At 39.5% G+C, this 23,962-nt stretch carries 20 protein-coding genes; 12 read left to right on the top strand and 8 right to left on the bottom strand.

Translation table 11 applies throughout. The annotated features are described in order from the left end of the window. Window positions 1-54 precede the first annotated feature (54 nt). From ACPEIW_RS03305 to ACPEIW_RS03280, 6 genes are all read right to left on the bottom strand, one after another. Window positions 55-2,652, bottom strand: a complete 2,598-nt coding sequence (locus ACPEIW_RS03305; protein WP_410294329.1) for an ATP-dependent Clp protease ATP-binding subunit — start codon at window positions 2,650-2,652, stop codon at window positions 55-57. 81 nt (window positions 2,653-2,733) lie between these two features. Continuing rightward, entirely contained in the window at window positions 2,734-3,939 is a 1,206-nt protein-coding gene (locus ACPEIW_RS03300) for a DUF3027 domain-containing protein (RefSeq protein ID WP_425663039.1), read from the bottom strand. 18 nt (window positions 3,940-3,957) lie between these two features. Further along, a complete protein-coding gene (locus ACPEIW_RS03295; protein ID WP_004130738.1) occupies window positions 3,958-4,347 on the bottom strand; it encodes a cold-shock protein in 390 nt (129 codons plus the stop codon). A gap of 154 nt (window positions 4,348-4,501) precedes the next feature. After that, a complete protein-coding gene (locus ACPEIW_RS03290; RefSeq protein ID WP_016635791.1) occupies window positions 4,502-6,514 on the bottom strand; it encodes a sensor histidine kinase in 2,013 nt (670 codons plus the stop codon). A gap of 2 nt (window positions 6,515-6,516) precedes the next feature. Beyond that, window positions 6,517-7,257: a response regulator transcription factor gene (locus ACPEIW_RS03285; RefSeq protein WP_032812835.1), complete on the bottom strand. Its 741-nt coding sequence runs from the start codon at window positions 7,255-7,257 to the stop codon at window positions 6,517-6,519. A gap of 60 nt (window positions 7,258-7,317) precedes the next feature. After that, entirely contained in the window at window positions 7,318-8,052 is a 735-nt protein-coding gene (locus ACPEIW_RS03280; protein ID WP_425663036.1) for a TPM domain-containing protein, read from the bottom strand. Between the two features lie 160 nt (window positions 8,053-8,212). On the opposite strand from ACPEIW_RS03280, the gene ACPEIW_RS03275 reads away from it, so the two are divergent. Next, entirely contained in the window at window positions 8,213-8,506 is a 294-nt protein-coding gene (locus tag ACPEIW_RS03275; protein WP_422111799.1) for a WXG100 family type VII secretion target, read from the top strand. 118 nt (window positions 8,507-8,624) lie between these two features. Here the strand turns inward: ACPEIW_RS03275 and groL are convergent, their stop codons facing one another. Beyond that, on the bottom strand, window positions 8,625-10,250 hold the full coding sequence (groL, locus tag ACPEIW_RS03270) for a chaperonin GroEL (RefSeq protein ID WP_425663034.1): 1,626 nt from the start codon (window positions 10,248-10,250) through the stop codon (window positions 8,625-8,627). A gap of 272 nt (window positions 10,251-10,522) precedes the next feature. Beyond that, window positions 10,523-11,203: a LytR C-terminal domain-containing protein gene (locus ACPEIW_RS03265; RefSeq protein ID WP_425663032.1), complete on the bottom strand. Its 681-nt coding sequence runs from the start codon at window positions 11,201-11,203 to the stop codon at window positions 10,523-10,525. Window positions 11,204-11,361: 158 nt separating this feature from the next. On the opposite strand from ACPEIW_RS03265, the gene ACPEIW_RS03260 reads away from it, so the two are divergent. The 11 genes from ACPEIW_RS03260 (at window position 11,362) to ACPEIW_RS03210 (ending at window position 23,752) form a co-directional block, all read left to right on the top strand. Next, the gene (locus ACPEIW_RS03260; protein WP_425663030.1) at window positions 11,362-12,063 is read left to right on the top strand and encodes a uracil-DNA glycosylase; all 702 of its coding nucleotides are present in this window, start codon (window positions 11,362-11,364) and stop codon (window positions 12,061-12,063) included. 76 nt (window positions 12,064-12,139) lie between these two features. Further along, a complete protein-coding gene (locus ACPEIW_RS03255) occupies window positions 12,140-13,276 on the top strand; it encodes an AAA family ATPase (RefSeq protein WP_425663028.1) in 1,137 nt (378 codons plus the stop codon). Further along, window positions 13,273-14,289, top strand: a complete 1,017-nt coding sequence (locus ACPEIW_RS03250; protein ID WP_425663026.1) for a DUF58 domain-containing protein — start codon at window positions 13,273-13,275, stop codon at window positions 14,287-14,289. The genes ACPEIW_RS03255 and ACPEIW_RS03250 overlap by 4 nt, the downstream gene beginning before the upstream one ends. 18 nt (window positions 14,290-14,307) lie before the next feature. Next, complete coding sequence (locus ACPEIW_RS03245; RefSeq protein WP_016635800.1) at window positions 14,308-14,856, top strand: hypothetical protein; 549 nt, start codon at window positions 14,308-14,310, stop codon at window positions 14,854-14,856. 77 nt (window positions 14,857-14,933) lie between these two features. Then, entirely contained in the window at window positions 14,934-16,073 is a 1,140-nt protein-coding gene (locus tag ACPEIW_RS03240) for a vWA domain-containing protein (RefSeq protein WP_425664398.1), read from the top strand. Beyond that, window positions 16,070-17,107, top strand: coding sequence for a vWA domain-containing protein (locus ACPEIW_RS03235; RefSeq protein ID WP_425663024.1), 1,038 nt, complete (start codon window positions 16,070-16,072; stop codon window positions 17,105-17,107). The genes ACPEIW_RS03240 and ACPEIW_RS03235 overlap by 4 nt, the downstream gene beginning before the upstream one ends. Continuing rightward, window positions 17,074-17,727: a DUF6466 family protein gene (locus ACPEIW_RS03230; protein ID WP_425663022.1), complete on the top strand. Its 654-nt coding sequence runs from the start codon at window positions 17,074-17,076 to the stop codon at window positions 17,725-17,727. The genes ACPEIW_RS03235 and ACPEIW_RS03230 overlap by 34 nt, the downstream gene beginning before the upstream one ends. Before the next feature lie 140 nt (window positions 17,728-17,867). After that, window positions 17,868-18,119 (top strand): hypothetical protein, encoded by a 252-nt coding sequence (locus tag ACPEIW_RS03225; RefSeq protein WP_016840224.1) that lies wholly within the window; start codon window positions 17,868-17,870, stop codon window positions 18,117-18,119. Then, the gene (locus ACPEIW_RS03220) at window positions 18,119-19,753 is read left to right on the top strand and encodes an esterase/lipase family protein (RefSeq protein WP_425663019.1); all 1,635 of its coding nucleotides are present in this window, start codon (window positions 18,119-18,121) and stop codon (window positions 19,751-19,753) included. Before ACPEIW_RS03225 ends, ACPEIW_RS03220 begins: the two co-directional genes overlap by 1 nt. Before the next feature lie 62 nt (window positions 19,754-19,815). Continuing rightward, entirely contained in the window at window positions 19,816-21,258 is a 1,443-nt protein-coding gene (purB, locus tag ACPEIW_RS03215; protein WP_016635806.1) for an adenylosuccinate lyase, read from the top strand. A 58-nt stretch (window positions 21,259-21,316) separates the two neighbouring features. Then, window positions 21,317-23,752, top strand: a complete 2,436-nt coding sequence (locus ACPEIW_RS03210; protein ID WP_425663017.1) for a lysylphosphatidylglycerol synthase transmembrane domain-containing protein — start codon at window positions 21,317-21,319, stop codon at window positions 23,750-23,752. Window positions 23,753-23,962 lie beyond the last annotated feature (210 nt).

Raw genomic sequence — 23,962 nt, 5'->3', positions numbered from 1 at the left:
ATTAACGGAGATTAAGTTTATTAAGAGATTTTAATCGAAATCTTAATTGTGCAACTAAGACTCCGATTCGACTTTAGAAGCGGAATCAGATTCGGCTGGTTTAGTTGATTCGCTTGATTCAGAAGAATCATTGGAATCAGTGAATTCTGCCGACTTAGAGTCGCTGCATGCGGAATCAAACTTCTTACCGCGGAAAATAAATTCTCCAAGCAACCCTTCGCCTTCGGCATCCACCTCAACGCATTCTCCGTCTGTTAAATCGCCAAGCAAAATCTTCTCGCTAATAGCATCCTCAATATCTCGCTGAATAACTCTACGCAATGGCCTTGCTCCAAGAAGTGGGTCAAAGCCCTTTTGCGCAAGAAGATTCTTAGCTTCATCTGTAAGCTCCAAAGCCATATGACGCTCAAACAAGCGGTCGTTCAAACGCTTAACATCTAAGTCAACAATTTGACGAACCTCTGGCTCAGTAAGCTGACGGAACACAATAGTATCGTCTAAGCGGTTAAGGAACTCTGGGCGGAATTGACGCTTAAGCTCGGAATTAACTTGATCCTTCATACGCTGATAAGACGCATCCGCATTATTACCAAGGCTAAATCCTGTGTTTGCTGCCTTAGCAATATCTCGAGTACCAAGATTCGTAGTCAAGATAATAATAGTGTTCTTAAAATCAACTTTTCGGCCTTGACCATCTGTTAAGTGGCCATCATCCAAAACTTGCAACAATGTGTTGAAAATATCTGGATGCGCCTTCTCAATCTCGTCGAACAAAACCACAGAGAATGGCTTTCTACGAACCTTCTCCGTAAGCTCGCCACCTTCCTCGTAGCCAACATAGCCTGGAGGAGCACCAAAAAGACGCGAAGCTGCATACTTTTCTGCAAACTCCGACATATCTACGCGAATAAGCGCATCGTCGTCGTCAAACAAGAACTGAGCCAAAGTCTTAGCAAGCTCCGTTTTACCAACACCAGTAGGGCCAGCAAAAATAAACGAGCCAGCAGGACGCTTTGGATCCTTCAAGCCCACTCGAGCACGACGAATCGAACGAGAAAGCGCACAAACAGCCTCATCTTGACCAATAATGCGCTTATGAAGTTCTGCTTCCATGCCAAGCAGCTTTTTAGACTCTGCTTGCGTGAGCTTAACAACAGGAATACCAGTTGTATTAGAAACAACAGATGCAATCACATCTTCGTCTACAACCATATTCACATTGGATTCGCCTTCGCGCCAAGCTTGCTCTTTAGTCTTACGATCTTCTTCAAGCTTCTCTTGCTCATCTCGCAAGTCGGCAGCTTTTTCAAAATCTTGATTCTTAATAGCTTCGTCTTTTTTATCGGAAAGCTTAGAAATCTTAGAATCAAGTTCTTTAAGCTCTGAAGGCTCTGTTAAGCGCTTAATTCGCAATCGAGCACCAGCTTCGTCAATCAAGTCAATTGCCTTATCTGGCAAATTGCGATCTTGAATGTATCGAGCAGACATTTCGGCTGCAGATTGCAAAGCACCATCCGTAATAGTTACATGATGATGATTCTCGTAGCGAGCACGCAAGCCCTTTAGAATTTCGATTGTTTCTGCAATAGAAGGCTCTTGAACCTGAATCGGCTGGAATCTGCGTTCCAAAGCCGCATCCTTTTCAATATACTTTCTATACTCATCTGTAGTTGTAGCACCAATCGTTTGCATCTCGCCGCGCGCAAGCATAGGCTTAAGCATATCGGAAGCACCCAAAGCACCGTCAGCAGCGCCAGCGCCAACAATAGTGTGAATCTCGTCAATAAACAGAACAATATCTCCGCGAGTCTTAATCTCTTTAAGCACCTTCTTTAAGCGCTCTTCAAAATCGCCGCGGTAACGAGAGCCTGCAACCATTGAGCCAAGATCGAGGGAATAAACTTGCTTACCCTTTAACGTTTCTGGAACGTCTCCAGCAACAATCTTTTGCGCAAGACCTTCTACAACAGCTGTTTTACCAACGCCTGGCTCACCAATAAGAACAGGATTATTCTTTGTTCTTCTAGAAAGCACAACCATAACGCGCTCGATTTCTTTAGAGCGTCCAATAACAGGGTCAAGCTTGCCTTGTTGAGCTTCGTTAGTAAGATTTCTTCCAAACTGATCTAAAAGAGCAGAACCAGACTGATTGCGTTTATCTTGAACTCCCCCAGCATTTGCAAGTTCTGCGCCTTGACCGTCTGCTGGAATGCCAGAATTGCCACGAATCAAATCCATTGCCGTGCTACGAAGATCGCCTAAATCAACCTCCATTTTAATAAGCACTTGCGTTCCAACGCCTTCGCCTTCTCTAATAAGGCCTAAAAGAATATGCTCAGTACCAATATAACTATGACCAAGTTGCAAAGCTTCACGCAAACTAAGCTCAAGCACTTGCTTAGCATGCGGAGTAAAAGGTATGTGGCCATTAGGCGAAACAGTACCCGTTCCAATCATCTCTTTTACTTGTTTGCGAGTACCGTCTAAATCTACGCCTTTTGCACTCAAAGCTTTTGCTGCTATTCCTTCACCTTCTCTAATAAGGCCTAAAAGAATATGCTCAGTACCAATGTAGTTATGCTGAAGAGCGCGCGCTTCTTCTTGCGCTAGCACAATAACACGCCGAGCGCGGTCAGTGAACCGTTCAAACATAATTGCCTTCCGTTTTTATCCTTGTTCCATGGTAACGAGTTGCCATGACTCTAGAGCAATGCCTATATAGAATCCGTGAGACTAATCATTTGAGCGCGGATTATTATTTGAGTCAAGATTATCTTCAAATTCTGTACTATCTACGATTTGCGCACTGACTTTGGATTCTTCACTATCTTCATATTGCAAACCACTATTATTGTTTGCAATATCTTCATCTTCATTGTGCAAACCATCGTCATCATGCTCTTTACTATCTTGATTATTTTCATCCAAAACGCGCTTACGCATTGACTTGCGATTTTCTTTGCTATCTTCAATCGCTTCTTCTATAAGCTCAACATCTGCACGTTCTTCTCTAGGTGTTTGAGGAACAATCTCAATGTGATAGTCGTCGTAAGCAGGCTCTGATTGAACCCAAAGCTGCGATGGCTCAGGAGGCGCTATTTCGGAATGTTCTCCGCATCCATGATCAAGCGCAACTACTCGCCCATCGTCTGGGCTCCACATATTTGCGCAAACTCCAAACATGTTTCCAAGACTTCCTGCAAGAGGAATCATAAATCCACATGACGAGCAAGCTTTTCCATCTGCAATCTTAGTAGAAAGCGACTTTGGCCCATGTTGACCCGCATACCATCTTTTTGCAGTTTGAGCTATAGCCTGAGCAGTCATAACTCTTTTTCGAGTTAAGCGGAAAGTTTCAACAGCATCTTCAAAATCTTCTTTTGACTCCCCATTCTCAAGATTTTCATCATCTTCTGCACTTGCGTTATCTGTATTATATGCGCTTTTGCTATCCGAACTATCTGAACTATCCGCGATATTTTCGCTATTCTCGCTATCTGCGTCGTTATTACTGTTTTCACTATCTTTAGCGCATTGCGAACCGTCTTCAGATGCATCATTTTCTTGAATACCATCAAGCTTAACTCCATCTTCAAGCCTGGAGTCATCTTCTGCAGTGCCTATTGAATCCATAACCGAAAGATCCGTAGGCCTAAGTCTATCTTTCCAAGGAACCCAAGGAGGAGGAAGTAATGAATCTTCAGTTGGAGCAAGACTAGATTCATTAACAGTCCAACGACCAGCATCTTCATCATGATACAGCGTTACCGACCATTGCCAGCCTTCATAGCCAAGCATAGTGCAAGCAAAACGGAAATCAGTAACATTGCTACCAAGATCCATTTTGCCTACAAAATCGCCTACAGCGTTTTTGCGCTCCGAAGTTTCCACAGCAACTTCATAAGCAAGCTCCTGCGGATTTATTACTTCATCTTCCATAAAAAATCCTGTTAACTATTAATCTTGTACGTCAAAATTATCTGCCACAGCACGCAACAAGTGCGCGAGCTTTTTAGATTCTGCATTAGATGGATAATGGCGTCTACGCAAGCCGTTGCCAGCAGAGTCTAAAAGCTTAATAAGGTCTTCTACGATTGCAGCCATATCTTCTGCTTTTGGCCTTGTAGCCTTTACAAGCGAAGGAGCAGAAGCTACGAGTGTAAGTCCCATTGCTTGCGGGCCTTTGCGTCCTTCTACAACAGAAAATTCCACACGCGTACCTTTACGCAATTCTTTTATTGACGATGGCAATGCAGAAGAAGGCAAAAATACATCTTTGCCGTCTTCATCCACTATAAAGCCATATCCCTTTTGGGAATCATACCAACGAACGCGCCCGTTGGGCATAACACACCTCACTCAAATTCACTAAACTTTATGCGAATCATCAATTCTACTACATCCACATAACTCTACAGATTCACACTTTTCTAATTGTAGCGCATGAATCTAGAACAACCTAAATAATCTAAATAACCTACAACCTAAACAGTCTAACAGTCTAAACAGTCTTGTTATTTTCAACACCACTAATAGAGTCACTTGTAAGCATTTTATTTGATTTATCTACATTATTTTCTTTGTTTGCGCTATCGCTACTATCACTACTATCGCTACTATCGTCAATAATAACATTTGGTAATACAACTGTAAGAGTTAAACCGTGAGGCTTAGAATCCAAAGATTCATCTCCATTCAATGTTATATCCGCAGAAATATCTGTAGCAAAATTATCTTCACTAGTTCTATACGCACAAGACGTTGTTGCGCAAATCAAACCGCGATGAGCTTTAACAACAGATTGCGCAATAGACATGCCTAAGCCTGTACCGCCCTTTTCCCTGGCTCTAGAAGGATCAGCAATATAGAAACGCTCAAAAATATGAGGCAACGATTCTTCTGGAACTCCAGGACCGTGATCAACAACCCTTATAACAACGTAAGAGCTGCCAGCACCTGTTGATTGGCTAACTTCTGCAGCTTCCAAAAAATCCTTAAGAGACTTAGAAACAGAGCTCATTTTTTGCAAAGCTTCTGGAGTAATCGAAGCTTTAAAAATTCCCATTCCGATTTCTACAGGAGAATCACTTGGAGTATAACGATGAATGTTGCCAACAATATTAGTAAGAACTTGACGCAACCTTGCTCCATCGCCCTTTATAGTAACGTTAGGAAGCGAGCCTGGAGTAAAAATAAACTTTCTATCAAGATTGCAATTTGTAGGCTTAGAGCAATCCATTAACTTTAAGTCGTCTGCTAAATACAATGTTCCTTGCTGAACAACTCTAACTTGATCAAGCGCACGCAAGTCATTAGCAGCATCCTTAAGAATAGGAGTTACGTTAACAGTTTGAGAAACATTTATTCCTCGCCCTTCGTCAAATCGCGCTAACGAAAGCAAATCTTCAACAAGCTCTGTCATTCTTTCGCTAGAAGCCTTAATGTGAGCAATGGAATCATCTGCCTTATCTTGCTGACCAGCAACACCTCTCCACATGTAATACAATTCTGCATAACCGTGAATCGCAGCTAAAGGCGTTCTAAGCTCGTGACTTGCGTCCGAAACAAAACGTTTCATTTTTTCTGTCATTGCTTCTTGATCGTTAAAGCCTTGCTCAATTCTAGAAAGCATTGAATTTAAGCTTGCTGCCAAAGACCCAACTTCCGTGTTTTCTGGAGCAGAAGGAACTCGTCTACTTAAATCTCCAGAAGCAATTTTAGAAGCCGTTTTTTCTATTCTTTTTAGCGGAACAAGAGTTGATTGAATAATCAAAGCAGACAAAACTGCACCAAGTAAAATAACAGTTATACTAACCATTAAACAATAGCGCGTAAGAGTGTTTAGAGTATCCATTTGATCGCTTAGAGAAAGCGCTATATAGACGTAACCCCTAACGTGCATTTCGGAGTTGTAACCACTGCGATTACCCCACGTAAGAACTAACACGCGCCACGGCGACTGAGCAACCTTTGCAGTTGCTTCATCAACGCTTTTAAGGTCTCCATGAACCACAGCTGGAGATGTAAACGGCTTTCTTTTTATAACAACGCTGTTAATTTCGCCATCTTCTGGCAGCGTTGGCATAGAAACAACGTCTCCTTTAAGCGGAGGAACCAAAGGCGTTGTAATAATTTTGTTATTAGTATCTCGAATTTGCAAGAAGTAATCGTTTGGACCTACAGTTGGCTCTTTTGAATCCTTTTTTCTAAGCAAATCAATATTGTCGTAAATAAGCTGAGCCTGATCTGCCAACTGAGCATCGGTTTTATCTAGCAAATAGCTTCCAACTAGCTGCCTAATCGACAAAGATATGCAAAATGCTGCAATAGTTAAAACTACAAGAGTACATGCTACTAATCGAGTACTCAACGGTATTGCATCTAGATGTTTGCGTATCCATTTTGATGCTTTATGCTTTTTATTAGGATTATTGTTTTTGCTTTTATAATCCGCATTTGCATTAGCGACTTCGGGATTATAAATAGCGACTTCCGCAGACTTGCCACTATTCATAATCAGGCTTGACCTGCCTTTGGTACGCGAATCATGTAACCAATTCCGCGCTTAGTTTCAATAAGTGGAACGACTTTCTCTATAGAGCCGTCATCATGCTTAATCTCAATACCGTCGATTTTCTTTCTAAGATAAGAAATATAGGATTCAACGATTGCTGCGTCTCCACCCCAATCGTATTGCCAAACGTGATTAAGAATCTGGCTTTTAGACAACACTCTGCCTTCGTTATCCATTAAGTAATGCAAAAGCTTGTATTCCGTAGGACTTAGCTCGATTGGAACTCCAGCTCTAGAAACATCGTGCGAGTCCTCATTAATCTCTAAATCTGCAACGCGCACAACAGGAGTGTCTTCTTCTGGCTCTTGAGTTCTGCGCAAAATCGCTCGTATTCTAGCAACTACTTCTTCTAGGCTAAAAGGCTTTGTAACGTAGTCGTCTCCGCCAACTGTTAAGCCCATAATCTTATCTTGAGTATCATCTCTAGCTGTAAGAAACAGAACTGGCACTACTACACCATTTTGGCGGATTCGCCTTGTAACGGTAAAACCGTCTATATCTGGCAACATAACGTCCATAACAATAAGATCTGGATGAACGCGCTCTATAACCTCGATTGCTTCCGATCCAGAAGCAGCGGTTTCTACGTCAAATCCAGCAAAATGCAACGATGCAACCAAAAGTTCACGAATTGAAGGTTCATCATCGACCACAACAATAGATGCTTCTACATTCTTACCCATACTGTTTAGCATCACTTATAAAGCTGAATGTTTCCTGAGTGTTTCCTGGAAAAAATAATTTTATTTATTAGATGCGTGCCTACGCTTAGCTTTTCTAAAGCCCAGTTTAACTTGCTTTAGCACATAATTTCTTCTATAAAGCACAATCGCAACAATTACAAACAATGCAGCAATCACAACAATCATAACAATAGTTGCAATAATACTTGTTGAAGGCGTAACCGACGTCTTTTTAGCTCTAGAAATCTGCTTCATAAGCAAAATCGCAGACTTAGCCCAGTCAGCACCCTGCTCGTTAACTAATGGCCTATAAGCTGCATCCGACAATAAGTCAACTGTTGTTTTTCTTTTAAGCCATTCGTCGGAATTAGGGGAAACTGCAACAACAAGCTTTCCATCATGAGTAGCAACTGCTAGAAGAACTGTGTTTGCAGGTGGATTCGTGCTTGTTAATAAATCGCTAGCCCACTTTGATGGGTCTTTACTACCACTAAAATTCGATAAATAAAGAAGACGTACAGACACTCCAGTTTGCTTTTTTGTGCTAGCAATCATATCGGAAACTTTTGCAACGGAATCCCCTAGAAGATTTTCCGTATCTGTGATTGAATCAGTAGCAACAATGCCATAATTATTAGAACTTTTATTTGCTAAATCACCATTTTTTGATTCATCTTCAGCAAAAGCAGTGCTTGAAAATAGAACAATTTGGCTCAAAAACGCAAGCATTATAAGTGTGCATAAGCCTTTAACCACATTAGTAAAAAAATCTTTGTCATAATCGCTTAATGGCATATATTCATAATACCGTGTTTTTAGATTACAAGAAACAAGAGCAAAATTAAGTTTTAGACGCATCATTCTGTACAAGCACATTCTATACAAGCATTAGAGAACACGGAAATAAAAAAAAACATAGAAAAACACATACATTTACAAACATTAAGGAGTAAAAATGGCACAATTTAGAGTAGACTCAGAGCAAATTCAGCAATCTGCTGCAGCAGTCGGATCTTCGATTAATGCGATTAGAGACGCAACAAATGGAATGTACGCAAATCTACAGCAATTACAAAGCGTGTGGACTGGCCCTGCTGCAACTCAGTTTGCAGCAACCGCTGGGCAATGGCGTGCAGCACACCAACAAATGGAGCAATCTCTAGAGGCAATTCAATTAGCAATGCAAAATGTTTCTAACATTTACATGGATACAGAAACACAAGCAACTTCCTTGTTTGCAATGAACTAAACAAAAGTCACAAATCAAAAATCACAAAAACAAAAACAAAAAACATGAGCGGCAAAGCCAAAACTTTACCGCTCATGTATTGATAACTAAACAGACTCAATCAAAGAGTTAATTTAATTTAGTAGCCCATCTCTGCGCCGCCTGCAGGAGCTGCAGCTGGCTTTTCTGGCTTGTTAGCAACAACAGCCTCGGTTGTTAAGAACAAACCAGCAATAGAAGCAGCATTCTGTAGAGCAGAACGAGTTACCTTAACTGGGTCGGTAACGCCAGCAGCCATCAAATCTTCGTAAGCGTTGGTTGCAGCATTAAAGCCCTGGCCTTCTGGAAGTTCGCGAACCTTGTTAAGAACAACGTCTCCAGAAACACCGCTATTTTGAGCAATCTGCTTGATTGGAGCTTCTACAGCGCGGAACACGATTGCAGCGCCAGTAGCTTCTTCGCCCTTAAGATTTGCGATTTCTGCAGACTTCTCAACCTTTGCAGCAGCTTGAACAAGAGCAACACCACCGCCTGGGAGCAAGCCTTCTTCGATTGCAGCCTTAGCATTACGCACTGCGTCTTCGATGCGATGCTTGCGCTCCTTGGCTTCTACTTCTGTAGCAGCACCAACCTTAATAACAGCAACGCCGCCAGCAAGCTTTGCAAGACGCTCCTGAAGCTTTTCGCGATCGTAATCGGAATCAGTGTTCTCAATCTCTGCGCGAATTTGAGCAACACGAGCCTCAACATCTTCCTTAGAACCAGCACCAGAAACGATAGTTGTTTCATCCTTAGAAACAATCACCTTAGATGCGTGACCAAACACAGATGCATCAATAGAATCAAGCTTTAAGCCAAGGTCGTCAGAAACAACCTGAGCGCCAGTCAAAATTGCCATATCTTGCAACATTGCCTTACGACGATCGCCAAAGCCTGGAGCCTTAACAGCTACAGTGTTGAAAGTGCCACGAATCTTGTTAAGAACAAGAGTTGGCAAAGCTTCGCCATCAACGTCTTCCGCAATAATAAGCAATGGCTTACCAGACTTCATAACAAGTTCTGCAACATGAACAATGTCTTGCTGGCTAGAAACCTTGCCAGAAGTAAGCAAGATGTATGGGTCTTCCAAAACAGCAGTCTGATCTTCTGCGTTAGTTACAAAGTAAGGGGAAATGTAACCCTTATCGAAGCGCATGCCTTCTGTAAAGTCCAAATCAAGACCAAACTTGTTGTTGTCTTCAACAGTAACAACGCCATCTTGGCCAACCTTATCTAGAGCTTCTGCAATCTTTTCGCCAACTTCTGGGTCGGCAGCAGAAATCGTAGCAGTAGCGGCGATTTGATCCTTTGTTTCAACGTCTTTAGCAGACGCAAGCAATTCCTTAACAATTGCTTCGGAAGCTTTTTCAATGCCGCGGCGAAGAGCAATTGGATTGCTTCCTGCAACAACATTCTTTAAGCCTTCGTGCACCAAAGACTGAGCCAAAACGGTAGCGGTTGTAGTGCCGTCGCCTGCAACGTCATCAGTCTTCTTAGCAACTTCCTTAACTAACTCAGCACCAATGCGCTCGTATGGATCTTCAAGATCAATCTCTTTAGCGATTGAAACGCCATCATTGGTGATTGTTGGAGCACCGTAAGACTTATCTAGAACTACGTTACGACCCTTTGGTCCAAGAGTGACCTTTACTGTATTTGCAAGCTTATCAAGACCAGCAAGCATACCCTGGCGGGCATCCTCTTCATAGGCAATAATCTTTGCCATTATTCCTCCACATAACTTAACTATGGACACTCACTCATGCTTCTTTTAGCTAATCAACCGTCAGCTGTTGACTAAACCGTTAAACTGAGTGCTAAATGAAGATTAGCACTCTACGTGCCCGAGTGCCAACTATAATCAAAAATCTATAGAAAAAATCTATAGTCTAAAATCAAAAATAGCCAAGTAAAAAGCCACTTATTGTGACTTTCTACTTAGCTACTTAAGCAATTATTTATTAGTTAAAATTATTACGAAATAAGAAAATCGTAATTCTACTTGCACAAAACAACAACAATAGTAGTTGCTATTTGATTTGCAGGTTCAACATTGCTAATTCCAAGCGTCTTAGCAATATCTTCAGCAGCAGATCGATTCTCGTCTCCCTTATACCAAACAACAGAATCAGCAGGAACATTTCCAGAAGGATTTGCAGCTTCTACACTTGAATAGCCTGCTTGCTTAAGCTTTGCTGCTTCTTGAGCCGCATGACCCTGAATCTTTGTTGCGTTAACAACTCTTACTGGAACAGTCTTGTTAATAGGTTGTTCAGAAGCATTTGAGTCGCTTGCATTATTGTCTTTAGAATCCTTAGAGCTATTACTGTTTTTATCTGTTTTGTTTGACTTATCGGTTTTTACTGGATCTCTATCTTCGTCTGAGTCGTCATCAGCATCATCCGACTTGCTCTTGCTCTCATCAATCTTACCGCTCTTAACGTTAGAAGACTTAGCATTTGTTGACTGATTTGCACTCCAAGGCAAACGAATATTGTTGATTTCTCCAGACATAATAGCCCACGCAAAAACGCCTAAAATAACAGCCATAGCTATGACTACTACGTATGGGAGCAATACAGCATACCAAGCGCGATTTCCGCGATGAACACCAACAGGACCTTCTGGTGGATTATCAAAAGCATCTGGTGTAAACGACACGTTCTGCTTATGCGCCATAATTGCATCCCTTCTAAAACTATCTAAACAATATGAATCCATATTAGCGAATGGCGCGCACAAAGCGTAAAATTTTTGTTTACGCTAATATCTGTTTTAGCTTTTGCAACACTTGTTTGCACACTTGTTTTATAAGCCTTGTTTTAGAGTTGATAAACATGAATATTAAGCAGCGAAAATCTTTGCAAGAGCTAATAGACCCAGATTGGGCAAATGCTCTTGAGCCAGTTGAGCCGCAAATTCACAAAATGGGAGACTTCTTGCGCGAAGAAATGGCATGCGGAAGGCGATTTTTGCCAGAAAGTCATAATATTCTTAGAGCTTTTACTATTCCATTTAATCAAATAAAAGTTCTTATTGTTGGCCAAGACCCATACCCTACTCCAGGCCACCCCGTTGGTCTTAGTTTTTGTGTAGATGCTCGTGTTAAACCGTTGCCTAAAAGTCTGACTAATATTTACAAAGAATTAGTTAGCGACTTAAACGTTCCAATGCCTAAAAATGGCGATTTAACACCTTGGACTAAGCAAGGCGTAATGCTTTTGAACAGATGCCTTAGCGTAGAAGCTGGAAAAGCTAATAGTCATCAAGGAAAAGGCTGGGAACAAATCACAGATGCTGCAATAACAGCATTAAATAATCGTAAAGATGCTAATGGCAAACCACTTCCACTTGTGGCTATTCTTTGGGGCAGAAACGCTCAAAGCCTGTCCCCTCTTCTTACAAATGCAATAATTATTCAATCCCCTCATCCAAGCCCACTTTCTGCTTCAAGAGGATTTTTTGGGTCAAAGCCATTTTCTAGAGCAAATCAAGCATTAATATCTCTAGGCACAACACCAATTGACTGGAGTTTATAGAAAAAACAAGTAAAGACTTGCCAAAAATAGAAACTAAAAGAATCTAAGGTAGCGCATATCGGTTAAAATAAAACGCATGGCATTATTCCCTCCACAACCAAATAGTCAAAATAATAGTGCGAATACTGGTGTTTTCACTCTTCCACCTCAACCTCGCACGCCCGTTTCCAATGATGTTGCTTCTAGCACAATAGACGAAGTAAATCAGCCAATATCTGTAGGCGTGTCTAACGAAAGCATTAAAAAAGCACAGCAAATAGCTGCCATTCTTCGCTCCAGATTCACACAAACGCTTGTAGGCCAAGATTCACTTAGAGAATCACTTATTTTGACGCTTATTGCTGGGGGCCACATTCTTATTGAATCAGTTCCAGGACTTGCAAAAACAACTGCTGCGCAGACTCTTGCAACAGCTATGTCTGGAAGTTTTAAGCGAATTCAATGCACTCCTGATTTAATGCCAGCAGACTTAGTTGGAACACAAGTTTTTGACTTTGCTTCTCAAAGATTTACAACACAAATCGGCCCTATTCACGCAAACGTGATTCTTCTAGACGAAATCAATCGTTCTAACGCAAAAACACAATCCGCTATGCTAGAAGCAATGGCCGAAGGCGCAACAACAATCGGTGGAGAACGCATTAATCTGCCTCAGCCTTTTATGGTTATTGCTACACAAAATCCTATTGAAGAAGAAGGCACTTTTAATCTTCCAGAAGCTCAAATGGATCGTTTTATGCTTAAGGCAGTTATGACTTATCCTTCACCTAGTGAAGAAGTAAGCATGTTGGAGCTTCTAACAAACAGAGGAAGCGACGTTTTTAATCCTCAAACGCTTAATAGTCAAAAAATAAGTTTGAAAGACGTTACTTTTTTGCGTGCAGCTGCTAAGCGAGTGCATGTTTCGGAAGCTGTTATGAAGTATGCTGTAGATATTGTTGCAACTTCTAGAGGCCAAGGAAGTCATCCTCTTAAAACTATTTCTTCGCTAGTTAGAATGGGAGCAAGCCCTAGAGCTTCTATTGCTTTGATTCGCATTGGTCAAGCTCAAGCTTTGCTTTCTGGAAGAGATTACGTTATTCCAGAAGATGTTAAAAAGTTTGCTCACGAAGTTCTTAGACACAGAATTCTTTTGACTTTTGAAGCTTTAGCGGATTCGATTACTAGCGATCAAGTTATTGATGCAATAGTGAAGACGGTTCCTGCACCATGATTTTTGCAAAACTGCTTAACGCTTATTCTCATCCAACTTTTTTTACTAATAATGCTAAAAGAAGTTTACTATGCTCCGATTCGTCTAAAAAAGTTAGAAGAAAAATCGAAGTATTAGACAATCGCCTAAATTTGCCACTTGCAAAAAAATCTTTAAGCATTTTCGAAGGAGAACATCCTTCTAGTCAAAAATTTGGCAATGGCGACTTAGTAGACGTTCACGCGTGGCAGCCTGGAGACGAAGCCAGAATGATTAATTGGAAAGCCAGCGCAAGAGTTGGCGAGCCGATGGTTTCTTCCAGGCAGCGCGAATCTTCTTCTAAAACTTGGATTCTTGTGGATTCTAGCGTAAATATGAATGCTTCTTGCGCATCTAAAAGCAATGAGTACTTATATGAGGCTGCTTCCAACACAGCATGCTTTTTTGCGTCTTTAAGCTTAAAACGCAACGATTCGCTTGATTGCGCTTTATTTGATGGAGATAATATTTTAAGAATCCCATCTTGCAGGAATCTTCCTGATTTTGAACGTAGCTTAGATATTTCACTATGCAACGCACGCAAAAAGACTAGAAACACAAATGCAATTATTGATTTTGCTAATTCGATTACACAAAAACATAGTTTGATCGTAATAATTACGGACGAATACGCTATTTTGCAAAAACATTTTAACGATTTGCAAAAAATCGCAAGTTTACATTCTTTAATAGTTGTAACAATAAATCCTGTAAACCCATTTAGCGCGTCTAAAAATATTCCAATAGTTGATGGAACAACTATGCGCAAAATACCAGCGTTTTTAATAGATGATTCATGCGCTAAAGAGGTAAAAGCACATAGAGCATTTGTAAACAACGCTTTGCATGATTGCTTAAACACTTATAAGGCTTGCCTTATACGAGGATCTTCCAGCAGCCAAATATTCCATTCTTTAGCTAAATTTATTTGCAACGCAACTTTGCAAAATAGCGTTTTTAATGTTAAGAAGAATCAAGATTTACTCTTAGAGTAGTTTGGGTTGGTGTAATCAGTGAGTATTCTTAATGTTCAAAAGGTTCTAAACGACGAAACAATGCTACTTGCTTTTATTGGCTTAAGCATAATAGTGGCACTTTTAGCAAGCGCAACGCTCTACTTTGCTATATGCAAAATCAATCCTAAAGTTAATACTAAAAAAGATATAAAGAATGCTGCGCATACTCTAAATGCAAATAAGCAAGAATGGCGTAAAAAAATCGAGCAAGTTGTTAGCGACTATAATCAAAAAAAGATTAAAAAAGATCAAGCTTTTGCAAAATTAGCTCAAATTGCAAGACAATATGTTTCGATAATCAGTGGCGAAAACATTAAATCACACACTCTTTCAGACATAAGTTCGCTTAGAAACTCTTGGAAGAACACGCATGGAGCAGACTTATTGCGCCAAACTATTGCAGCACTATACCCTACTGAATTTGCAGATACTAAGTATAATAATCAAGCTAAAAATACGGATGTTGATCAAGGCGCAAGGTGGGTTCTTGTTCTTCTTGAAAGTTGGAAAACAAAGGAAAACAAGCCAAAGGAGAATAAAAGATGACATTCTCCACTTTAAGCACATGCACTTTTGCAATACATAATTTTGCAATGCATAATTTGGCAATACCTAATTTAGAAATGAGCAAAATATTTGCTTCAACACTATTTTCAATGCGATTAAAATGGCCGCTAATCTTTGTTTTTGGCGTTTTAATAAGCGTAATTGTTGCAATATTAGCGTTTGCAATAAGTGAGATTAAAAAACGTAATTCTAAAAACTACAAAATTAAATCTTCCAAAATATTAGAAACAAGCTTTTTAACGTCTTTTTCTTTAGACGAAGACCTTAAAGGAAACATATGCTCAAGAAGATGGCGATTATGGAATATTTTGCGAAGAACATGCGCCTTAATGCTTTCTCTTGCTCTTTTATGCACGCTAATTCTTAGTGCAAGGCCTTCTAGAGTTTTAGACGCAAACGAGCAATCGAGTTCTAGAGATATTGTGCTTTGCTTAGACGTTTCTGGATCCACTCTTCCCTACGATTTAGAAGTTATTAACGCTTACTTAAAATTTGTTGAGCATTTTCAAGGCGAGCGCATTGGCTTGAGTATTTTTAACTCAACATCTAGAACTGTTTTTCCACTAACAGACGATTATTCGCTTGTTAAAAAGCAATTGCAATACGCTTCTAAACTCTTAGACGGAGTTCAAACGCAAGACAAAATCGACAATATGCAACAAAAGCAATATCAGCAAATTTCTACATGGCTTGATGGAACTCAAAATCGAAAAGAAGCAACATCTTTAATCGGAGATGGTCTTGTTAGTTGTGCTGCAATGATTCCTGGAGTTGTGTACGGCTCTTCTAACAATTCTAAAAAGCCTCATAATCGCCTTAATCGCAGTGCTTCTATTGTTTTAGCAACAGACAATGTTGTTTCTGGAAAGCCGTCTTATTCGCTTAAAGCAGCTTTGGATTTAACAAAACAAGCGAATATTCAAGTTGATGGATTGTATTCTGGGTCTGCTCAAAGCGAAAACGAGGCAACCACTAGGCAAATGCGTGATCTAATTACTCAAAACGGAGGTATTTTCTTAACGCAACATAACGCTGATTCTGTAATGGCTTTGGTTCGTAAAATCGAGCAGCAACATACGAGTATTCCAAATGATTCATCTCAATCAGCTTTAAGCGATGACCCTAGTATTGCAACAATTTTAGCGGTTATTTTTGTGTCTCTTTGGCTTATTTTTGCAAGAAGGATAAAACGATGAGAATATATTTTAGTTGGATTTCGTTAATCTTAATTGCAATTCTTGCTGTTTTAGCACTATTTGAGATTTTCCCTCTAAAACGCAACTCTTATAGCACAGATGAAACTGTTTATATGCGTGTTCGCAGAGTTTTAATATGCGTTTTGCTTGCGATTTGCGCATTATGCCCATGCATTATGAAAAGCACTTTTCAACGCTCTCTTAACGCTACAAACGTAATATTTGTTTTAGACGTTACTGGCTCTATGAACGTTAATGATTCCAAAGACTTAAACAACAATCGCACTACTAGGTTTAACAGCGCAAAGCAAATAATAAAGCAAGTAACGAATAATTACGCAAATGCAAGCTTTAGCGCAATAAGATTTGGAGCGTCTTCTAGTGTTGACGTTCCACTAACTCCAGACGCAAATGCCATTGAAAATTGGGTTAACACTATTAACACAGAGCCTGTTGGAGTTTCAAACGGAACGAGCTTAGACGCTCCTCTAGATAAAACTCTTCTTGCCACTCAAGCGATTCACGACGCTCATCCGCAAGATGTTACTGTTTTGTATTTGATTAGCGATGGCGAAGAAACCACTAGCAGAAAGCGCAGAACATTCTCATCTTTGCGCGGCTACATAAATCATGCTTACGTAATTGGTGTTGGCTCTAAAAATGGCGGAAAAATACCAAATAAAAGCACTAAGTTGGATGATTTAGACGATATTAACGTAACTGATTCTTCTATAAAACAGTCTGAAAAATGGGTTATTGACCCTTCTACAAAAAAGCCTGGAATTTCTAAAATGGATTCAAAAAATCTTAAGAATATTGCAGACGAGCTTAGTGGAAAATATGTTGATTCCAGTAAAGACCATTCTATTGGCGTAGAAGCAAAGCAGATTCTTTCTAAACAATGGAGACAAAACAACACTGTTAAGCCAAGACTTAGACCGTATCCAATCGTTTGGCCGTTTGCTATTCTTGCAAGTGTATTAATTCTTTGGGAATTGGCATGCTGGATTACAAAATCGAGGAAGCTTATATGATTAGCAAAATCACACCTAAGTCATTCCTAAGATTTTCTATTATTGCAATATCTTCTATTGTTATATTTTTATGCATGATTTCAATCTATTTAATTGCAACTAATCTTAAAGCAGAATCAACGTATAACGCTGCTACAAAAAGTCTTATAAACAACATAAATGCATCGAAAAAAGTTGATGCAGATAAAGAAACGTTGGTTGTATCTCAAAAACAGGTTGATGACCAATTTAACGAAGCAAAATCGCCTTACACGATTTTAATGCCGCACTTATTAAAGAGCATTAATCATAACGCAATAATATCTAAAGAGCTTACTAAAAGCTTGCAAAAGCAACTTAACCAAGATAAAAAAGATACGGATTCTAATGCGCAAACAAGCCAAAATAATCGCAAAAATATGACTAATAAAGCGCAAGAAAAATCCAACAAATCCAGCTTAAGCGATTCGCAAAAAAGTAAAATTCAAGACTTGCTAAAGCAAAATAATCAAAGCGATTCTAGCCAAAATTCGCAAAATCAATCAAATCAAAATAGCGATGATTCCACTAAAAGCGAATCAAGCAAGAATGAAAAAACTAAGTCTTCTAAAAAAGAAGACTCAAGCAATAAGCCTTGGTAGATCGCGCTAAAATTTGCGATAAAATTCGTTAAAAAAAACGACTTAAAACGCAAAAAACCTTATATTTCAATGCTTATAGCCTTTAACCACATTGCAAGAATTTTCGTGACTATTTGAAAAACATTGTGTGTAATGTTTGTATGCACATATTTAACGACTACCAGTGGCTGTTAGAAAGAACAGAACAATGCTCTAACAGCGTGCTTAGCGAAGCACACTCCAACACGCTTAAAGACTGGCACGGAATAGCCGCAAACGCGTTTAACGAACAGATGGCTAAAACTGCTAGAGAAGCATGCCAAATCAGCTGCGTTAACACTAGTTTTGTTGACGGTGATTTTATTAACGCTAATTCTACTTTTAGATCGATGCTAAACTTTGGGGGTAAATAATGCCTTGGAGAGTAAAATCTACAATAACTGGCGGAGAACCTCTTAGTGTTGATGATTCTAACGCGTATAGAACAAAAGCTGCAAGACTTAGCGAACTATCAAACGATTTTCACTCACTAAGCGCCTGTTGGATGCAAACTGCAATGCAAATCGAAAGCCAAAAAGCAGCTCTTGTACAAAACCAAAACAACTGTTTTAGCGAAAACATTAATCAACATGCTTTGCAAAACTTGCCTGATTCTAACGAATGCAGAATAAAGTCAAGCCAATGCGAATCAATGTCTAACAATCTTAGTGAATTGGCAACTCTAATAGTCAGAGCAAATAACTTATATTCTCAAGCAGAATACAAGAATAGAGAAACCTTAGATAACCTTGTATCTATTGGAACTACAATCTTCCCTATTGCAGCAGTGCCATTCTTTGCAAGCGTAGGATTCAGCGCACTTTTAGACATGACTCAAAAAAGTGGTATGAAAAACTTTTCTAAATGGAGTCATGCAACAGCACCAATACAGCAAGGATTTATTAGAGGCTTTTCTAAACATTTTCTAATAAACCCCGTAACAGGAATCCCTATTCGTCTTTTTTCTAGCATTCAAGAAAAGAACGATGTAAAACATTCAAAAGCGCCAGTTTCCACTTTTGCAAGCGCATTAAGCATGTTTAGCTCAAAAATCAACGATGCAAACCAAGGAAACAATCTTAAAGTAACAAAACTAGTTTTGCCTAAAAACGCACAATCTAAAATATTTCTCTATAAGGGAAACAATATTGATCAAGCGCTTGAAAATCTTAACAGCCTTTCTAGTGGAAATCTTTCGGTGCATCCTCCAAAAACAAATCCAGATGCTGCAACAATCGCAATTCAACGTTTTAGACAAAAAGACGGTAGCACGTCTTGGCTTGTTACAATACCTGGAACCGACGGTAAACCAAAGTCTCCTTTTGGATGGCCTCAAAATGCAGAGGTTATGAGCAGTTCTAGAAGCGTAAGAATGAACGCAGACAGCACAAGAATGGTTGTAGAAGCTATGAAAAAGAGCGGAATTAAAGCGAACGACAATGTTGTTCTTGTTGGACATTCTCAAGGAGGAATAGTTGCTGCAGGAATTGCTAGCGACTATTCAAAACAATACAACATAAAACATGTTGTAACTGCTGGGTCTCCAATAGCAAACCACGCAATTCCAAGCAAAACTTGGGTTACGAGCATAGAAATGGAAGATGAACTTGTTCCAACATTAGACGGAGCAAGTAATCCGAGCAGAAATAATTGGGTTACGATTCACGCAGTTGCAAGTAAAGCAGTGGCAAGTAAAAGCGCTAATCGAATTAAAAGAAAAGAAGAAGATGATGAAAATGTTTCTAAACAAAATCGTAATAAGATTGACAACACAAACCGCAACACAAACCGCAACACAAAAAATATCTTTGAAAAAGACGGAATATTAGTAAAAAATGTACCAGAAGAAGGAACACTCACACACGATTTGAACTATCATCAAGCAGCATATGCGGATGCTCACCAACTTGCGTCTAAAGAAATTAGAACTCAAGAATCACATTTTAATAATATATTAAGCGGAAAATTAGAAGAAACAACATTGTGGCAAGGTGTTATGCAACACTAATGCAAAGTAAAATAGCAACGCTCAAAACTTAGTAGTTTTTGCCATGCTGTAACCTTTAGAGTATGAAGCTTACTGATATTTGCCCTGCTATTGCTTTGACTCCTCTAGATGGAAGATACCACAACCAAACTGCAAGCCTTGTAGAATATTTAAGCGAACCAGCATTAAACCGCGAGCGCATGCGTGTAGAAGTTGAATGGATGATTCTTCTAGCAAACGGTTATAAGGGAAACGATTTTAAGACGATTGTAGATGGCGTAAAGCCTTTAACAGACGAGGAATGCGATTATTTGCGCGCAATCCCAGAAAACTTTGGAGCAGAAGGCATAAAACGCCATGCATCTCACGAAGCTGTTACACATCACGACGTTAAAGCTGTTGAATACTATATTGACGACGAGTTAGACAAAGCAGAGCAAGTATTAGGGCATAAAACCCAGCTTAGCAATCTTAAAACATTAGTTCATTTTGCTTGCACAAGCGAAGATATAAACAATCTTTCTATAGCTCGTTGCGTAAAAAACGCTGTTGAAAACGTGTATAGGCCAAATTTGCAAGCTATTGTTGATTACTTGACTCAAAAAGCGCAAGAGTATAGAGATATGCCAATGCTATCGCTCACTCACGGCCAGCCTGCAACTCCTACAACTTTAGGCAAAGAACTTGCTGTGTTTGTTTATAGACTAAATCGCCAGCTAAAACACCTTAACTCCCAAGAGTATCTTGGAAAAATAAATGGCGCTACTGGAACTTTTGGCGCTCATCTTGCTGCTTTCCCTAATGTTGATTGGCTTAACGTTTCTAAAGAATTTGTAGAAAACAGAATGGGTCTTTGCTTTAATCCTCTTACAACGCAAATCGAAAGCCACGATTGGCAAGCGGAACTTTATAGCACTGTAAGTCACATTAATCACATTCTTCACAATCTTGCTGTAGACGTGTGGATGTACATTTCTCGCGGCGTTTTTGTGCAAGTTCCTGTTAAAGGTGCTACTGGGTCTTCCACAATGCCTCACAAAGTTAACCCTATTCGATTCGAAAACGCGGAAGCAAACCTAGAGATTTCTTGCGCGCTTTTCGACACTCTTTGCGCAACTCTTACCGAAAGCCGCTGGCAGCGCGATTTAACAGATTCCACTACTCAAAGAAACGTTGGATCCGCATTCGGCTACGCTCTTCTTGCTTTGAACAATCTTCTTGGCGGCTTAAAGTCAATTCATCCAAACACGCAAATGATGAGCGAAGAGCTTAACAACAATTGGGAAGTTCTTGGAGAGCCAATCCAAACTGCTATGCGCGCTCAAGAAATTGCTGGCGTAGAAGGAATGGAAAAGCCGTACGAGCAAGTTAAAGAGCTTATGCGCGGTCATAGTATTTCTAGACAAGATGTTGAAGATTTTATATCTTCTAGAAACTTCGATGCTCAGACTGCAAATAGGCTAAAAAATCTTACTCCAGAATCTTATACTGGAATTGCATCACGTTTGGTGGATTTTATTCAATAACTATTTTGTTCAATAACTTATTAAACATTAATAACTATTAATAAATAAACGGTGTACTATGCAATCGCAAGTAAAAGATGATTTAGTTATTAACGACGTTGAGCCTAAGCTAGTTCGCAATTGGGCAGATTTAATCTACTCAATTGCATCTGCTGGCGTAGCTACAGCAGTAGTGTTATTTGCAACGTGTTTTTCGGGAACAACAGCAGGCGTAGAACACGACGCAAAAAATGCTGGGAAGATTATTGAGTGGATTGTAAAAGGACTTCCGTCTTCTCTTTTTCAGCAAGCGCTTACAATCGCAATTGTTGCTGGCGTAATCGTATCAATGATCGATTCAAAAAAATGGATTAATACGGCAATATCAACAATAACTTTGCTTTTAACGTATCCGCTTGTATGGTATATTTCCTACATTCTTACAACGCTAAACAATCCTTCGATATTCGCATCTCTTAATTCAATATCTAATAGTCATGGCACAGAATTATTGCCAGACATGTACGCGGTTTTGGTTGCTTTTCTAACTGTTAGCGGACCTAGAAGAGATAACAAAATCGTAAAACTCTCTTGGCAAGCGCTGCTAATTGCGTCTCCAATATTAATCGTAACTTCTTGGCATTCGCTAACAGGCGCATTAACATCTTGGTGCATTGGACGTTCTTTTGGAACACTAATTCGGTTTATTAAGGGAACGCAAAGCAAAGGAGCATGGGGCAAAGATATTGTTGAAGCACTAGAAAACATTGGCATTACGCATCTTGTTCAGCTTAATAGAAGAACACTAACAACCGACCATAGTGGAGTTCTTAAGTCTAGTCTTGACGACGATTTGATTGAAAATTCAAGGCTATACGATGCGATTGATATTCACGGAACAAGATACGTTATATCTGTATTAGACAATCAAGTGCACTTGCCTGGGTATCTAAATCAGCTATGGCAATGGGTTAAGCTAATTGACATTCCAGTTAGACGAGACCGTTCTGCAAGACACTCAATACATCACCATCTTTCTATGCTACTTGCTCTTAGAAACTTGCATCTTGCAACAGCAAACGTGTATGGGGTAACAGACCTAGAAAAATCATCAATAATGGTATTTCATACTAGCAATGTTCTTGTTCCTTGCAATCTAAACACACTTACAGCTAAAGACGCTCAAAGACTTATGCAATATCTTGATATTGCAAACTCTAGAGGCATTACACACAGAAGAATAGGTCCAGAATCGCTTGCGCGACTAGAAGATGGCACTCCCCTAATTGCAGGTTGGCAAAATGGCGATGTTGCTAGTGATTCAACTAATATTGCTTTAGATAAAGTTCAACTTTTAACAATAATCGCGTCTTGCATTGATGCAAAAACTGCTGTTGAGTCAGCAATAAACGTTTGGGGCGAATATAAAGTTGCGCAAATACTTCCATTTATTCAAAAAGCAGCTGTTCCAGCATCTGTAAGGTCACTTTCTTCTTGTAATAAAAAACTTTTTGAAGATCTTAAAAATGAGATTAGTAAAAAAGTTTGCGCGCTTAACAACGAAGAAGACTACGACACTGTTAGATTAGCACGTTTTAATATTCGATTCTTTGTTAGCTTAATCCTTATTATTGCAGCGATTTCGGCTATTGTTACTCAATTGCATCCGCAAGAATTTATTTTTGCGCTCAAAAAAGCAGATAGCGTGATGGTCTTTGCTTGCTTTGCATGCAGCATGCTTGCTTGGGTTGGGTCTTCTATTACGCTCGGATCTTTTATGGATGACTCAAAGCCAAATGCTTGTGTTTTATTTACATCGCAAGCAGCTTCTGGCTTTACTGCCGTGTCTATGCCAGCTGGAGTAGGTCCTGCGTTTGTAAACATGCAACTTATAAAGAAAAATGGTAGTTCAACATCTCAAGCAACAGCGATTACAAGCGCAGTATGGCTTTTGCAATCGCTAGTAACCGCTCTTGTTATATTTAGCGTTGGAATTTTTACTGGTAAAAACCTTCTATCTGGAATGATTCCTACGCATATGCTTATTACCGTAATAGGAATTGTTACTATAATCCTATGCGCGTTTATGGCTATTACTCCTATTCGCAAATTTATACGCAAAAAATATCTTCCAATTCTTTCGGACTATGGCAAACAGATAAAAGAACTTGTAACTAAACCAAAACAGCTTTTTAACGGCACTTTGGGCGGTTTGATTCTTGTTTTTGCAACAGGACTAGGATATTGGATTGCTCTTTTGGCATTTGGATACTACGCAAACCCTTGGGAAACAGTTCTTCTGTTCTTAGTGGCAAACACTGCTGGATCTGCTGTTCCAACGCCTGGCGGATTGGGAGCCGTTGAAGCATCTTTGACTTTTGCATTCACTTCAGTTGGCGTTCATCCAACAATCGCATTATCTGCAACTCTTCTTTACCGCCTTATGTTCTATTGGTTACGAATACCAATAGGCGCTTTTGCAATGAAAAGTCTTAGCAATAAGGGATTAATTTAATAACAAATTAGTGTAAATTTAACGAGTCAAAAAAAGAATATATTTAGTTAAAAACCGCATAAATAAGCCTATATAAGGCATTTTTGCGGTTTTTATACACTTTATTCACTAAAAAAAGTAAAAAATCGTAAAAAAATCTTAATAAAACGCTGAAAAACCGCGCATTTGTAGGGAAAATGTACTAATATCTATGAGTGAAAGTGGTCTTTG

The sequence above is a fragment of the Gardnerella piotii genome (assembly GCF_049815665.1).
Lineage (GTDB): Bacteria > Actinomycetota > Actinomycetes > Actinomycetales > Bifidobacteriaceae > Bifidobacterium > Bifidobacterium piotii.
The sequence above is the reverse complement of the archived record's forward strand: the minus strand, read 5'-3'. Positions and strand labels throughout refer to the sequence as shown.